This is a genomic window from Candidatus Dactylopiibacterium carminicum (assembly GCF_014736495.1).
Taxonomy (GTDB): Bacteria; Pseudomonadota; Gammaproteobacteria; order Burkholderiales; family Rhodocyclaceae; genus Uliginosibacterium; species Uliginosibacterium carminicum.
In genome coordinates this window covers 1-13,476 of the sequence record NZ_MDUX01000075.1, presented here as the reverse complement: position 1 = coordinate 13,476, position 13,476 = coordinate 1, and the positions used below count along the sequence as shown (strand labels likewise).

General features: G+C 61.0%; 13 protein-coding genes. 11 read left to right on the top strand and 2 right to left on the bottom strand.

All coding sequences use genetic code 11. The annotated features are described in order from the left end of the window. Positions 1-155 precede the first annotated feature (155 nt). The 6 genes from BGI27_RS16085 to BGI27_RS16065 all read left to right on the top strand — a co-directional run bounded on the left by BGI27_RS16085 (position 156) and on the right by BGI27_RS16065 (position 5,500). The gene (locus BGI27_RS16085; RefSeq protein ID WP_223871864.1) at positions 156-1,469 is read left to right on the top strand and encodes a hypothetical protein; all 1,314 of its coding nucleotides are present in this window, start codon (positions 156-158) and stop codon (positions 1,467-1,469) included. After that, complete coding sequence (locus BGI27_RS18310) at positions 1,420-1,668, top strand: hypothetical protein (RefSeq protein WP_223871863.1); 249 nt, start codon at positions 1,420-1,422, stop codon at positions 1,666-1,668. Before BGI27_RS16085 ends, BGI27_RS18310 begins: the two co-directional genes overlap by 50 nt. 28 nt (positions 1,669-1,696) lie before the next feature. After that, complete coding sequence (locus BGI27_RS16080; RefSeq protein ID WP_223871862.1) at positions 1,697-2,956, top strand: hypothetical protein; 1,260 nt, start codon at positions 1,697-1,699, stop codon at positions 2,954-2,956. A gap of 228 nt (positions 2,957-3,184) precedes the next feature. Beyond that, complete coding sequence (locus BGI27_RS16075) at positions 3,185-3,838, top strand: protein-L-isoaspartate O-methyltransferase family protein (protein WP_095525832.1); 654 nt, start codon at positions 3,185-3,187, stop codon at positions 3,836-3,838. A gap of 10 nt (positions 3,839-3,848) precedes the next feature. Continuing rightward, positions 3,849-4,172: a rhodanese-like domain-containing protein gene (locus BGI27_RS16070; protein WP_095525831.1), complete on the top strand. Its 324-nt coding sequence runs from the start codon at positions 3,849-3,851 to the stop codon at positions 4,170-4,172. Between the two features lie 20 nt (positions 4,173-4,192). Next, entirely contained in the window at positions 4,193-5,500 is a 1,308-nt protein-coding gene (locus tag BGI27_RS16065; protein WP_095525830.1) for a TolC family outer membrane protein, read from the top strand. Positions 5,501-5,556: 56 nt separating this feature from the next. On the opposite strand, the gene waaA is transcribed toward BGI27_RS16065, so the two are convergent. Both waaA and waaC read right to left on the bottom strand, forming a co-directional pair. Next, the gene (gene waaA / locus BGI27_RS16060; protein WP_095525829.1) at positions 5,557-6,819 is read right to left on the bottom strand and encodes a lipid IV(A) 3-deoxy-D-manno-octulosonic acid transferase; all 1,263 of its coding nucleotides are present in this window, start codon (positions 6,817-6,819) and stop codon (positions 5,557-5,559) included. After that, entirely contained in the window at positions 6,816-7,760 is a 945-nt protein-coding gene (gene waaC / locus BGI27_RS16055; protein ID WP_095525828.1) for a lipopolysaccharide heptosyltransferase I, read from the bottom strand. Before waaC ends, waaA begins: the two co-directional genes overlap by 4 nt. Before the next feature lie 62 nt (positions 7,761-7,822). Between waaC and BGI27_RS16050 the strand changes: the two genes are divergently transcribed. The 5 genes from BGI27_RS16050 (at position 7,823) to BGI27_RS16030 (ending at position 13,148) form a co-directional block, all read left to right on the top strand. After that, the gene (locus tag BGI27_RS16050) at positions 7,823-8,575 is read left to right on the top strand and encodes a glycosyltransferase family 2 protein (RefSeq protein ID WP_095525827.1); all 753 of its coding nucleotides are present in this window, start codon (positions 7,823-7,825) and stop codon (positions 8,573-8,575) included. Between the two features lie 37 nt (positions 8,576-8,612). Further along, complete coding sequence (locus BGI27_RS16045; protein WP_095525826.1) at positions 8,613-9,623, top strand: NAD-dependent epimerase; 1,011 nt, start codon at positions 8,613-8,615, stop codon at positions 9,621-9,623. Positions 9,624-9,639: 16 nt separating this feature from the next. Beyond that, the gene (gene gmd / locus BGI27_RS16040) at positions 9,640-10,764 is read left to right on the top strand and encodes a GDP-mannose 4,6-dehydratase (protein WP_095525825.1); all 1,125 of its coding nucleotides are present in this window, start codon (positions 9,640-9,642) and stop codon (positions 10,762-10,764) included. A gap of 8 nt (positions 10,765-10,772) precedes the next feature. After that, complete coding sequence (locus BGI27_RS16035) at positions 10,773-11,756, top strand: GDP-L-fucose synthase family protein (RefSeq protein WP_095525824.1); 984 nt, start codon at positions 10,773-10,775, stop codon at positions 11,754-11,756. Between the two features lie 63 nt (positions 11,757-11,819). Then, on the top strand, positions 11,820-13,148 hold the full coding sequence (locus BGI27_RS16030; protein ID WP_095525823.1) for a flippase: 1,329 nt from the start codon (positions 11,820-11,822) through the stop codon (positions 13,146-13,148). Positions 13,149-13,476 lie beyond the last annotated feature (328 nt).

Genomic DNA, 13,476 nt, shown 5'->3' with positions numbered 1-13,476 from the left:
TCCCAGAGGCCGCTTGGGCTACCCGAGCCGGTCCGAGGCTTAAAGATACAAGGCCCGGCTGTTGTCCGGATGGCCGCCGCCACGGCCGGGCCTTTCCTCCTCTTTTTTTCTTTCTGTGAGTCCATGAAATGCACAATCATTCCGAGATAGGCCCCATGTCCCGCACGCTGGCCCTGCCGTTGGCGGGTCTGATTTCCCTGGTGCTCGCGGCTTGCGGTGGCGGCGGTGAAGACACGACCTGGGTCAGCCGGCAGACCACCACGAGCCCATCCATCACGGTCGGCACGCCATCGAGCATCGCGCAGGAATCTGCGGATGATTACGACCAGAACGTCAGTGGCGTGATCTCCGCCAGCACGCTCAAACGCTGGAAGGATGACTGGCTCACACAGCGCCCGGCCGGCATCACCGGCAATCTGGTGATCCTGCAGGTCAGCAAGGGGCCCAGCAATGCCGAGTACATCGAAGCGGACGGGGCAAACGTCTTCACTTACCTGGTGCCCTCCGCCTCCTGGACCGAGGATCGCGACAACGGCGTGATCGTCACCCAGGCAATGGTGCTCAGCGGCGCGAAGACCGATGCCCTGCTGAAGAAGTACGCCATCGATCCGAACAAGGATCTGGTGGTGTGCGCCCATGGCACCGGCAGTGCCTCCAATGCGATGGCCCAGGGTCGCTGCTGGTACACCCTGCGCTACTGGGGCGTGGCGAAGACCCATCTGGCGCTGCTCAACGGCGGCAACCAGTATCTGGCGGGAGATGGCGGCTGGAGTGCCGGCGACTTCCAGGCTTCGCCGAGTGCCGACCGCAACACGCGCGTCGCGACGGTGAAGGATCTGCTGGAAGACAACACCGCCTTTCAGGCGACGACCAAGGACATCATGGATGTGGTCACCGAGACGGATGCCAACGACCGCACCGACGGCGTCTTCCTCTGGGATGCGCGCAGCTGTGACCAGTTCAGCGCCGGGCTGCTGCTCGAGACCGGAGCGCCGTCAGCCAGTTACGACTACACCAGCAGCTTCCAGAATGGCGGTTCCCGCCAGGGGCATCCGCGCGGCGCGGTGCAGTTGCAATACACCAACCTGCTCGTCAATGGCGGCGCAGACGGACGCTACAAGAGCAAGGCCGAGCTGAAGGCCTATCTGGATGGCGAGACCGGATGCCAACGGCAAAGCCTTCATCGACGGCAGCTTCGCCACGCTCGGCGTCGGCAATGCCTATCAGGCCGGCGATGTGGTGTACGTGTATTGCGAAACCGGGATGCGCGCGATGGTGGGGGCCATCGCCAGTGCCGTGATCCTGGGCAAGCCGACGCGCATGTACGACGCTTCTATGGTCGAATGGAACTCGCTGTCGCACATCCAGGACAAGAACGGCAGCTACATCCTGCCGGCCGATTCGCGCTGGCGTACCGACGTGCTGTCCTTCTTCCGGGCCGGGGTGTCCTCGCTGATCGCAGCGCGTAACGATGCCACCACGTCGCCCTACGTTTCCGATCCTTATGGCGACGATACCCGCTCGGTGATCCGTACCGACAAAGCCTACAAAGGCTCCACCGATACCTCGACGGGCTCCGGATCCGGAGGTGGCACGTCCTCGGGTTCCGGCAGCAGCTCCAGCGCTGGTGGTGGCGTGACGGTTCCGGCCAACCCCTGCGGTGGTTGATGCGGGTCTGAAACGGCGGCGGCCCTATGTGGCTGCCGCAGCATTGGCGGGTCTGCTGGCCGTGATCGTCCTGGCGGTCTGGCTGGCATGGCCCCGGCCGGTGGCTGCGCCTTTGCCGGAGCAGGACGAGATCGCCCGTTTCCTGGCCCGGCACTGGCCACAGAATCTTGCGCCACAGGGGTTGGCGCCCGTCGACAGCATCACGGAGCTGGCCTCGTCTCTCAAGCCCTCCGACTGCGGGGTCTGTCACGCAGACCAGCTTGCCGACTGGAGCCAGGCGCTGCATAGCCACACGATGGGGCCGGGCATCCAGTGGCAGTTACGCCTCATGACGCAGGAGGAAGGCAACCGTTGCCTGTTCTGTCATGCGCCGCTGGCCGAGCAGAAAGCCCTGGTGGCGTTGGCACGTGGCTGGCCCGCCGCACCGGCGGAGCCGCCGCCCGCTTATGTGCCATCCGATCTCGCAGATGCGGGGCTGGTGTGTGCCAACTGCCATCTGCGTGGGCGTGAGCTGTTCGGCCCGGGCAGCATGGTGCCGGAAGGCAACGGAGTGAAACTGCACGGCAACTCCACCGCTTCCGCCGCTTTCGAAGACAGCCGCTTCTGCGCGCGTTGTCACCAGTTTCCGCAGGATGGCCCGCGCACCAACGGCAAACTGCATGAAGACACCTATGAGCAGTGGCGGGCCGGTGCCTCGGCCACACGTGGCGAAACCTGCCAGTCTTGCCACATGCCGGGCCGGCGCCATCAATGGCAGGGCATCCATTCGCCGGAAATGGTGCGCAAGGCGCTGACGACCGATCTGCGCGTAACGGCGGGAGACGATGGTCGTCTTCTGGCGCGTTTGCGTGTGACCAACAGCGGGGCCGGGCACCACTTTCCAACCTATATGGTGCCCAAGGCCGTTGTCAGCCTGACGCTTGTTGACGAACGTGGCGTGGCGCGCAAGCGGCTCGCCGAGTACGTGATCGGCTGGAACATCGAAACGGGACTGACCGGCGAGATCGCGGATACCCGCCTGGCTGAAGGTGAGTCGGTAGTGGTGAGCGGAGGCTTTGATGCACCCAGGCGTACAGGGTGGAAGGTAGAGGCACGGATCGATGTGATCCCGGGAGAACATTACGAGCGGATCTACACCGCGTCCTTGCAGCAACGTGATCGGCTGGATGCGGGCACCGTTACCCTGCTCGAAGAGGCGCTGCGCAGCACGCGTGCCGGGCGGTTCGAAGCACTGCGTCTGCAGGCGCCCGCATCGGCGGTGGAGCCCGGAGCGGTGCCGAAACCATGAAGCGCCTGCCGGAAGCGCGGAGTCTCCCCTGGAGGCCACGCATGCCGCTGTTCCGTGGCGTTCTGCGTCTGGCGTGCTTGTGCGACGCACGCGACAGGGCGAAGATGCGCGGGCTGCGCAAAATGGCCGGTTGATGCGGTCCTGGCCAGAGGCGTTGCGGAACCCGTGTCTTCTCCGGCAGCATGTTCAACCTGCTCCGAATCGATGGCGTCGCGCCCAGGAAATCATATGGACTTCACCCAAACCCGCTTCAACATGATCGAACAACAGATCCGGCCCGCCGGTGTGCTCGATCCACAGGCCCTGGAAATCCTGGCCCTGGCGCATCGAGAGCTGTTCGTGCCGGCGCATCTGCGCACGCTGGCACATGCCGATACCGAGTTGCCCATCGGCGCCGGGCAGACCATGCTGGCACCGCGCGTCGAAGGTGCCCTGTTGCAGGCCGTCGGCGCCTGTCGCGGCGCACGCGTGCTCGAAATCGGTACGGGGTCGGGTTATATGGCCGCCTTGCTGGCTACCCATGCGCAGCAGGTCTGGACCGTGGAGATCGAGCCGGTGCTGGCCACCCAGGCACGCGAGAATCTGGCCACGGCAGGCGTCACCAACGTGGAAGTGCTGATCGGTGATGGCTGCCTGGGTTATGCGGCCGAGGCTCCCTACGATGTGATCCTGGCCAGCGGCGCGGTCAGCCGTCTCCCCGAAGCCTGGCGGGAACAGCTGCGCCCCGGCGGGCGCCTGCTGGCGGTGCTGGGCACTGGCACGATCCAGCGGGCACACCGGATCACACGCAGCGAATCGGGTGAATGGCAGGATCAGGTGCTGTTCGAAACCCACGTCCCCGTGCTGAGCCTGCACGGGCAACCCTCCACTTTCGTGTTCTGAGATTGGTGCAATGCAATCGCTTTCTGTAGAAGAGTTCGCGGCCTGGCTGGCCGATCCCGCGCGGGTGGCGCCCATGCTGCTCGATGTGCGCGAGCCCTGGGAGTTCGAACTGGTATCGATGCCGGATGCAGTGCCCATGCCGATGGGAACCGTGCCAACGCGTTTCCAGGAACTGGCGCCGGAGCGGGAGATCGTGTGTGTCTGCCATCACGGCATGCGCAGCGCGCAGGTGGCCGAGTTTCTGGCGCGGCAGGGCTGCGAAAAAGTGTATAACCTCGCGGGCGGCATTGATGCCTGGGCACGTCAGATCGATCCGGCCATGCCGGTGTATTGAGAATGCAGAGGGAGAGCTGGATGAAACGTATGTTCGCGATGCTGCTGGCTGTGGGCTGGGGCGCGGGTGCCCAGGCGGCCGATCTGCTCGGCATCTACCGGGAAGCCACGACAGCGGATGCCCGCTACGCCAGTGCCCGCCTGCAGCGCGAAGCGGGTCAGGAAAAAGTGGTGCAGGCCCGTGCCGGCCTGCTGCCAAGCCTGACGGCCAGTGCGGGCACCACGTACAGCAGCGTGGATGCTACCCAGCCGCTGGTACGCGAATATGGCTACAACACCAACAGCTATTCGCTGCAGCTGACTCAGCCTCTGTTCCGTGCCCAGAACTGGGTGGCTTACGAGCAGGGCAAGCTGGGTACCGAACTGGCCGATCTGCAATTCGTTGCCGCCGAGATGGATCTGATCGTGCGTACCACGCAGGCCTATTTCGATCTGCTGGGCGCACAGGATGTGCTCACCACTGTCACGCGTCTGAAAACAGCGGCAGGCGAACAGTTGCAGTTGTCGAAGAAGAGCTTCGAAGTCGGTACGGTGACCGTCACTGACGTCAATGACGCGCAATCCCGCTACGACATTGCGGCGGCCCAGGAAATCGCTGCACAGAACGACGTCAACGTGAAACGCGAAGCCCTGCGGGTGCTGACCGGCAAGGAGCCGCCGCAACTGGCCGGGCTGCGTACGGGCGTGATGCTGGCACAGCCGCAGCCGGCGGTAGTCGACAGCTGGGCGCAGGCTGCACAGGATGGCAACCTCGATGTGCAGGCACAGCAGCTCAATACAAGCATTGCCGAGCGTGAGGTGGCGCGTGTGCGTGCAGCGCATCTGCCCACCGTGGATGCCGTGGCGAGCTACGGGCGCTCGCACGCCACCAACGGCAGCAGCGGCAACCCCTCGGAAGGCAAGACCTGGTCGGTCGGCGTGCAGGCCAGCCTGCCGCTGTACCAGGGCGGCGGCACGCAATCCAAGGTGCGCGAGTCGCGCGCGCTGTCGGACAAGGCGCGTGAGGATCTGGAAACCGCACGGCGCGCGGCCGCGCAATCGGCGCGCCAGTCTTTCCTGGGTGTTACCAGCGGGATTGCTCAGGTCAAGGGCTATGAGGCTGCGGTGCTTTCCTCGCGTAGCGCGCTGGAATCGAACCGGCTGGGCTATCAGGTCGGGGTGAAGATCAACATGGATGTGCTCAACGCGCAGACCCAGCTGGCACAGACCGAGCAGCAACTGGCGAAGGCGCGCTACGACACGATCATGGCTCAGGTGAAGCTCAAGCAGGCCGTGGGAACGCTCTCGCTGAAGGATCTGGAGGAGATCAACGCCTTGCTGGAGAGATGAATCCGGCAAGGTTGTAGGTAGGAATGGGCAAGGGCGCTTCGGCGCCCTTGCCGTTTTCAGCGTGGAAGCAACTGGCGAATGGTTTCCAGTGTCCGCATCGTGGCACCGCGATTGGTGCGGGCGAAATCTTCGCCGGCCTGACTCATGCGCGCTCGGGCCTTGGCATCCCGTAGCAGGCCGGTGGCTGTCATGAGTGCCTCGTCAAGGTCGCCGCACCGCAGGGCTGCGCCCGCCGCAATCGCTTTGCTGGCAGCCTCGTTGAAATTGAATGTGTGCGGGCCGACCAGCACCGGGGCGCCCGCCGCGCAGGCTTCGATGAGATTCTGCCCACCCAGGGGCTGCCAGCTGCCGCCGATGATGGCCACGTCGGCCATGCGGAAGTAGGCGACCATCTCGCCCATCGAGTCACCCAGCCAGACGCGCGTCTCGGTATCGATATGCAGCCCTTCGCTGCGTCTCTGCAGCGCCAGCCCCTGTTTGTCCACCAGGGCTGCCACCTCGTCGAAACGCTGGGGGTGACGTGGCACCAGCACCAGCAAGGCCCCCGCCGGGGCGTGCCGGGTGAAGGCGGTCAGCAGTGGTTCTTCCTCGCCTTCGCGGGTACTGGCGGCGAGGATCACCGGACGCTCAGCTGCGCTGGCGCGGAACTCGGCGCCCCGTGCGATCAGGGTGGGCGCAAGTTCGACATCGAACTTCACGTTGCCGCAGATGCGGACTTCACGTGCACCACATGCCTGAAGACGGGCCGCGTCGTCTTCCGTCTGGGCCAATACCTGTGCGAAGCGCGCGAAGGCATTGCGCGAAAGCGTGCCCAGGCGGGTATAGCCGCGCGCGGAGCGCGCCGATAGCCGGGCATTGGCCAGCAGCATGGGCACTCCGGCGGTTTCTGCCGCAGCCATCAGGTTTGGCCAGACCTCGGTTTCCATCACGATGCCCAGTTGTGGTCTTGTGCGCGCCAGGAAGCGGCGCTGCGCCCAGGGCAGGTCGTAGGGCAGGTAGCAGAGCGTGATGCGCGTTTCCTGGCCGAAGAGCTCTTCACCCGTGGCGCGGCCGGTGGGCGTCATGTGCGTGAGCAGGATGTCGTGATCAGGAAATTCCACCAGCAAGGTCTTGATGATGGGCTGGGCCGCTCGCGTTTCGCCGACCGAGACGGTGTGCAGCCAGATGCGGGGGCGGGCAGAGTGGGGCAGAGTGGAAAGACCGAAACGCTCGCCCAGATGCTGGAGGTATTCAGGTTGCCTGCGCGCGCGCCACAGCAGGCGCAGGCCGATGAGCGGCAGGCCGAGATGCCAGAGCAGGCTGTAGAGCAGTCGGCTCATCCTGGCAGGGCCTGCAAGGCATTTAGCACTTCGGCGGGGGCTGGGCATTGTCCCCGGCCGCCGAGGTTTACTGCACGCGGACCCGCATGCACGCCGGTGAGGCCAGGATCGGTCGCGACATAGAGTGCGACGACGGGGCGATCCAGCGCTGCGGCCAGGTGCGTCAATCCGGTATCCACACCGACCACGGATTGCGCACCGGCCAGTATCCCGGCCAGGGCGGTGAGCGATGAGGGCGGCAAGGTTTCGGCACCAGGAATGGCGCTAGCAATGCGGGTGGCACGCTCCCGCTCGCGCGGACTGCCCGCAGGCAGCAGACTGCGCAAGCCTTGCGCGGCGAGCGTCTGCCCCAGTGCCTGCCAGTGAGTCTCCGGCCAGAGTTTGTCGTCGCGGCTGGTGGCCGTGAGCAGCACACAATAGGGCGAGGCACCGGCATCTGGATTGGCATGGATGCCATAGCGCAGTGGCAGATCCGGCGCGTAGCCGCAGGCGGCCGCAACCAGCCAGCGGTTGCGTTCCACGGCGTGGGCAGTGCCGGGGATGGCGTAGTGGCAGTCGTAAAAGCGCGCAGCCAGCGGCTCACGCGCCACGGTGCGGTCATAGCCGCAGCGCAAACCGTCGGCCAGACGCGTGATCAGGGCACTTTTTACCAGCCCCTGGGTATCGATCACCAGGTCGTAGCAGGTTTCGCGCAGCTGACGCTGGAATTGACCGATCTCGTGCCAAGTGTCGCGCCGAGTCAGCGCCTTGCGCCAGCGGCGGACCGCGACGGGCAGCACGTGGCGCACGCCCGGATGCAGACGCGGGATTTCGGCAAAGGATTCCTCCACCACCCAGTCGATGGCCAGGGCGGGCCAGTGACGGCGCAGATCGCTGACGACCGGCAGGTTATGGATCACGTCGCCGAGTGAGGATGTCTTGACGAGCAGGATGGAACGCATGAAGGGCGCTGACAGACCGCTGTGGCAGAATGAGCGCCGGATTGTAACTGCTGCCGCCCTCCATGACTGAACGCCTGCCGCTGTCGGCTGTCCTGATCACGCTCAATTGCGCGGGGCCGCTGCGCGCCACGCTGGAATCCCTGAGTTTCTGCGATGAGATCGTGGCTGTGGACTCCGGGAGCACCGATGGCACGCTGGAACTGCTGGCCGAGTTTGGCGTGCGTGTGGTCAGCGAAGCATGGCGAGGCTTTGGCCCGCAGAAACAGTTCGCCATCGAGCAGGCCACGCATGACTGGGTGCTTTGTGTGGATTCGGACGAGATCGTGTCGGCCGATCTGCGTGCCAGCATCCTTCAGGCGTTGCAGCAGCCTGGCTTTCACTGCTATCAGTTTCCGCGCTGCAACCGTTTTCTGGGGCGCTATCTGAAGCACGGGGAAGGCTATCCGGATCTTTCCCTGCGTCTGTTCGATCGGCGCCAGGCCCGCTGGTCGGATGACGTGGTTCATGAAAAAGTCATAACCCTCGGCAATGTGGGGCGCCTTTCTGGCGATCTGTTGCACCATTCGGAAGACACCATCGAGAGCTATCTGGCCAAGCAGAACCGCTATACGACCCTGGCGGCTCAGGCGCTGCGCGCCGAAGGCCAGACGGTCAGCGCCTTCAAGCTGCTGGGCAGCCCCTTTTTCCGCTTCATCAAGTTTTATCTGTTGCGTGCCGGTTTTCGTGATGGCGTTCCTGGGCTCATCCACATCCTCATCGGGTGCTTCAACAGCTTCGCCAAGTACGCGAAAATGATCGAATTGACGCGGCGCTGAGGCTGCGTCGCTTGCTTGAATTACGGACCTCCCTGACATGAAGATACTGCTTACCGGTGCTGCCGGCTTCATCGGCATGCATACGGCGCTTGCATTGCTCAAGCGCGGTGATGAGGTTGTCGGCATAGACAACCTGAACGATTACTACGATCCGCAGCTCAAGCAGGATCGGTTGGCGCAGCTGACGCCATTTCCGGGCTTCCGTTTCGTGAAACTGGACATTGCCGATCGGGAGGGCGTCGCCGGCCTGTTCGCCGAAGAAAAATTCGATCGCGTGGTGCATCTCGCCGCCCAGGCAGGTGTGCGTTACTCGCTGGAAAATCCACACGCCTATGTCGATTCCAACCTCGTGGGTTTCGTCAATATCCTCGAGGGCTGCCGCCACAATGCCGTGCAGCATCTGGTCTATGCCTCCAGCTCCAGTGTTTATGGCGGCAACGAAAAGACGCCCTTTTCCGAGCAGGATGCCGTTGATCATCCGGTGAGCCTGTACGCGGCCACCAAGAAGGCCAACGAGCTGATGGCCCATACCTATAGCCACCTGTACGGTATCCCGACCACCGGCCTGCGCTTCTTTACGGTCTACGGCCCCTGGGGCAGGCCGGACATGGCACCCTGGCTCTTCACCAGCGCGATCCTCGAAGGCCGTACGATCAAGGTCTTCAACCACGGCAAGATGCTGCGTGACTTTACCTACATCGACGACATCGTTGAAGGTGTCGTGCGTACGCTGGACCGTCCGGCGGAACCGGACGCCAGCCACGACGGCAAGGCTCCCAATCCAGCCACCTCGAAGGCACCCTACCGCGTTTTCAACATCGGCAATCAGGACCCGGTACCGTTGATGGATTTCATCGCTGCCATCGAGGCCGCCACCGGTCGCGAAGCGCACAAGGAATTCCTGCCGATGCAGCCGGGTGATGTGCCGGTTACCTCGGCGGACGTCTCAGCGCTGACTGCCTGGACGGACTTCACCCCCGGCACGCCGCTGGGTGAGGGGGTCGAGAAGTTTGTTGCGTGGTTTCAGTCACGCTATTCACACAAATGATTCGGCGGGAAGCTATATGAATCGCAAAATTGCTTTGATCACCGGCATTACTGGTCAGGACGGATCCTACCTTGCGGAGTTTCTGCTGGAGAAGGGTTATGAAGTGCACGGCATCAAGCGCCGTGCCTCGCTGTTCAACACCCAGCGCGTGGATCACATCTACGAAGACCCGCACATTGAGAATGCCCGCTTCAAGCTGCACTACGGTGATCTGTCGGACACCTCCTGCCTCACCCGCATCCTCAAGGAAGTACAGCCGGACGAGGTCTATAACCTCGGAGCCCAGTCGCATGTGGCAGTGAGCTTCGAAGCACCGGAATACACGGCGGACGTCGATGCCATCGGCACCCTGCGTCTGCTGGAAGCCATCCGTTTCCTGGGGCTTGAGAAAAAGACCCGCTTCTATCAGGCCTCCACCTCCGAGCTCTACGGCCTGGTGCAGGAAATACCCCAGAAGGAAACCACCCCCTTCCACCCGCGCAGCCCGTACGCCGTGGCCAAGATGTATGCCTACTGGATCACCGTGAACTACCGCGAAGCCTATGGCATGTACGCCTGCAACGGCATCCTGTTCAACCACGAATCCCCGCGTCGGGGCGAAACCTTCGTCACGCGCAAGATCACCCGTGGCCTTGCCAACATCTCGAAAGGTCTCGAGCAATGCCTCTACATGGGCAACATCGACTCACTGCGCGACTGGGGCCACGCCAAGGACTACGTGCGCATGCAATGGATGATGCTGCAACAGAGCCAGCCGGAAGACTTCGTCATTGCCACCGGCGTGCAATACAGCGTGCGCCAGTTCATCAGCTGGTCAGCCGAGCACCTGGGTGTCAAGTTGCGTTTTGAAGGCACAGGCGTCGATGAGATCGGCATCATTGAAGCGATAGAAGGCGATAAAGCCCCGGCACTCAAGGTTGGCGACGTGATTGTGCGGATCGACCCGCGATACTTCCGCCCGGCCGAAGTCGAAACGCTGTTGGGTGATCCGAGCAAAGCCAAGAAAGAACTTGGCTGGACGCCGGAAATCACCGTCCAGCAGATGTGCGAAGAAATGGTCGCAACAGACCTCGAGTCCGCTCGTCGCCATGCGCTGCTGAAAAAGCATGGTTTCGATGTGGCGGTCAGCACCGAGCGTTGAGATACGACATGGAAAAACATGCCCGCATCTATATCGCCGGCCACCGCGGTCTGGTCGGCTCAGCCATCGTGCGTCAGCTGCAGGCGCAAGGCTACACGAACCTGATCTGCCGCACCCACGCCGAGCTGGACCTTACCGATGCCCAGGCGACCGACGCCTTCTTCGCAGCGGAAAAGCCCGAGTACGTCTTTCTCGCGGCAGCCAAGGTCGGAGGCATCGTCGCCAACAATACCTACCCGGCCGAATTCATCCGTGACAACCTTGCCATTCAGACCAACGTGATCCACGCGGCCTGGAAACACGGCGTCACGCGTCTGCTCTTTCTCGGCTCCAGCTGCATTTACCCCAAGCTCGCCCCGCAGCCGATGAAAGAAGAGCATCTGCTCACTGGCGCGCTCGAGCCTACGAACCGGCCTTATGCGCTGGCCAAGATCGCTGGCATCGAAATGTGCTGGAGCTACAACCGGCAATACGACACGAAGTATCTCGCGGCCATGCCCACCAACCTCTATGGCCCGGGTGACAACTACCACCCCGAGAACAGCCACGTCATCCCCGCACTGCTGCGCAAGTTCCATGAAGCCAAACAATCGGAATCTCAGAGTGTCACCGTTTGGGGTACTGGGACGCCGAGGCGCGAGTTTCTCTACAGCGACGACATGGCGGAAGCCTGTGTCCACCTGATGAATCTGCGAGACGTCGACTACGACAAGTTGCTGGGAAGTGACGAGAGCAAGAGCGGCAAATTCGAGCCACCATTGGTCAATGTGGGCGTCGGTGAAGACATCACGATTTGTGAGCTGGCCGAGCTGGTGAAGGCGGTGGTTGGTTATGAAGGTGAGATCGTGTTTGACACGAGCAAACCGAACGGTACGCCACGCAAGCTAATGGATGTGTCACGTTTGGACTCAAGTGGATGGAGAGCTAAGACATCACTGAAACAGGGGTTGCAGAACGCATATGCATCTTTTTATGATTGTGTGAGCGTATAAATATAGTTTTATTAAAAATGTCTGGCGTATAAATCAAACGGACGCGAGCTGGTATAGAAATTCATGATTGCCAGATATTTTTTAAAACTTAGAGTTTTAATATACAGTTTGTCTGCTAGGCCCTATTTGCGTTCGTTGTTGGTTAACGCTGGCTGGTTGATGGCAGACCGATTGTTGCGGGTGCTATTAGGGGTCTTCATCGGTGCGTGGGTGGCGCGTTACTTGGGCCCGGAAAACTATGGGGAGCTGGCTTATGTAGTGGCTTTCTTGTCAATTTTTCAGGCTTTGTCGGCTTTAAGCTTGGAAGGAGTGCTTGTTCGGGACGTCGCACAGGGGATAGATCGTGCCGGGCGTTTGATCGGTACTGCTTTATATTTGCGTCTGGCTGCGTCGGTTTTTGCCTGTGTTGCAGCGTGCGTAATTGTTTATCTTTTGAGGCCTGGGGACACTCGTTGTCTTCTGATGGTAGGCATGCTGGGTATAGGTATGCTATTTCAAAGCACCGATGTTATTGAAATCTGGCTTCAGAGTCAGATGAAGGGGGGTCTATCTGTTACGGCAAAAGCACTTGCTTACTCTTTTGCATCTGTTGTTAAGGTGTTTTTGATAGTTTATGAAGCACCCGTATGGGCTTTTGCTTTTGTTTTACTGTTGGATGCAATCCTGGCTGCCTGGGCCTTAGTGTTCGCGTATCAGCGCTATCCTACTCCTTCATATTGGTTGTGGGATGATTTGGTAGCTCGTTCTATGTTGCGCGAAGCATTTCCATTTTTACTGGCTTCAATGGCAATGGTTGCTTTGGCGCGCATTGATCAGGTTCTTTTACGCCAATTGTCCGGCGATCATGCTTTGGGGGTCTACTCGACAGCGTTGCCCTTCTCTTCCGTTTCGCAGATGCTTGCCGTGGCTGCTTTTGTAAGCCTACTGCCTAGGATTTCGTCATTGAGGTTAAGTGATGAGCTTATGTATTTTCGGCGGCTTCAACAATGTTTGGCTCTGTTTTTGTGGGCTGGGGTTTTAATAGCGGGCATAGTGTTTCTGCTCGCAGATCAGTTTTTGTCAATACTGTTGGGTGAGGCTTATGCTGATTCAGTCAGTATTCTTAAAATTCATGTTTTTTCCAATATATTCTATTTTCTAGGTCTCGCTAGAAACCTGGCGACAGTTGCAGATCGTCGCCCTTTGATTGCTCTGTGGTCTGCATTGACAGGGTTGATGGTAAATGTAGTGGCCCTGTTGATCTTGGTGCCTCGTTTCGGAGGGGTCGGGGCTGCTTGGGCAGCTGTCGTTGCCAGCGCTTGCTCCAGTTTTTTGGTGCAGAGTTTGTTGGATCCAAATGTTTTTCGAATGCAGCTGCGGGCATTCAATTTGCTGCGTTTGTTGAAAGCATGAGCTCGGTCGGTCGGGGTTGGGTGCGAAAATGCATGCCCGTTATGCTTGCTGCGAATTTCAGGGTAAAAGATGAAGAAATTCTTTCTAACGTTCGCCGATAGTCGCATGAGCTCATCGGCGAGGCGTCTTGCCCGTCAAGCTACTAAAATTGGGTGTTATGAGCATGTGTTTGCATTCAGCGAATTCGATTTAAATTCGGATTTCGTTGCGCATTTTCGGGAGAGGTTGGTGCCAGGGGTGCGGGGTTTTGGCTATTGGTGCTGGAAGCCGCTGTGAATCGCCCCGGGTTTCCTAGACAGCCCCGAGCTTCATGAAATACTGTTTTTCA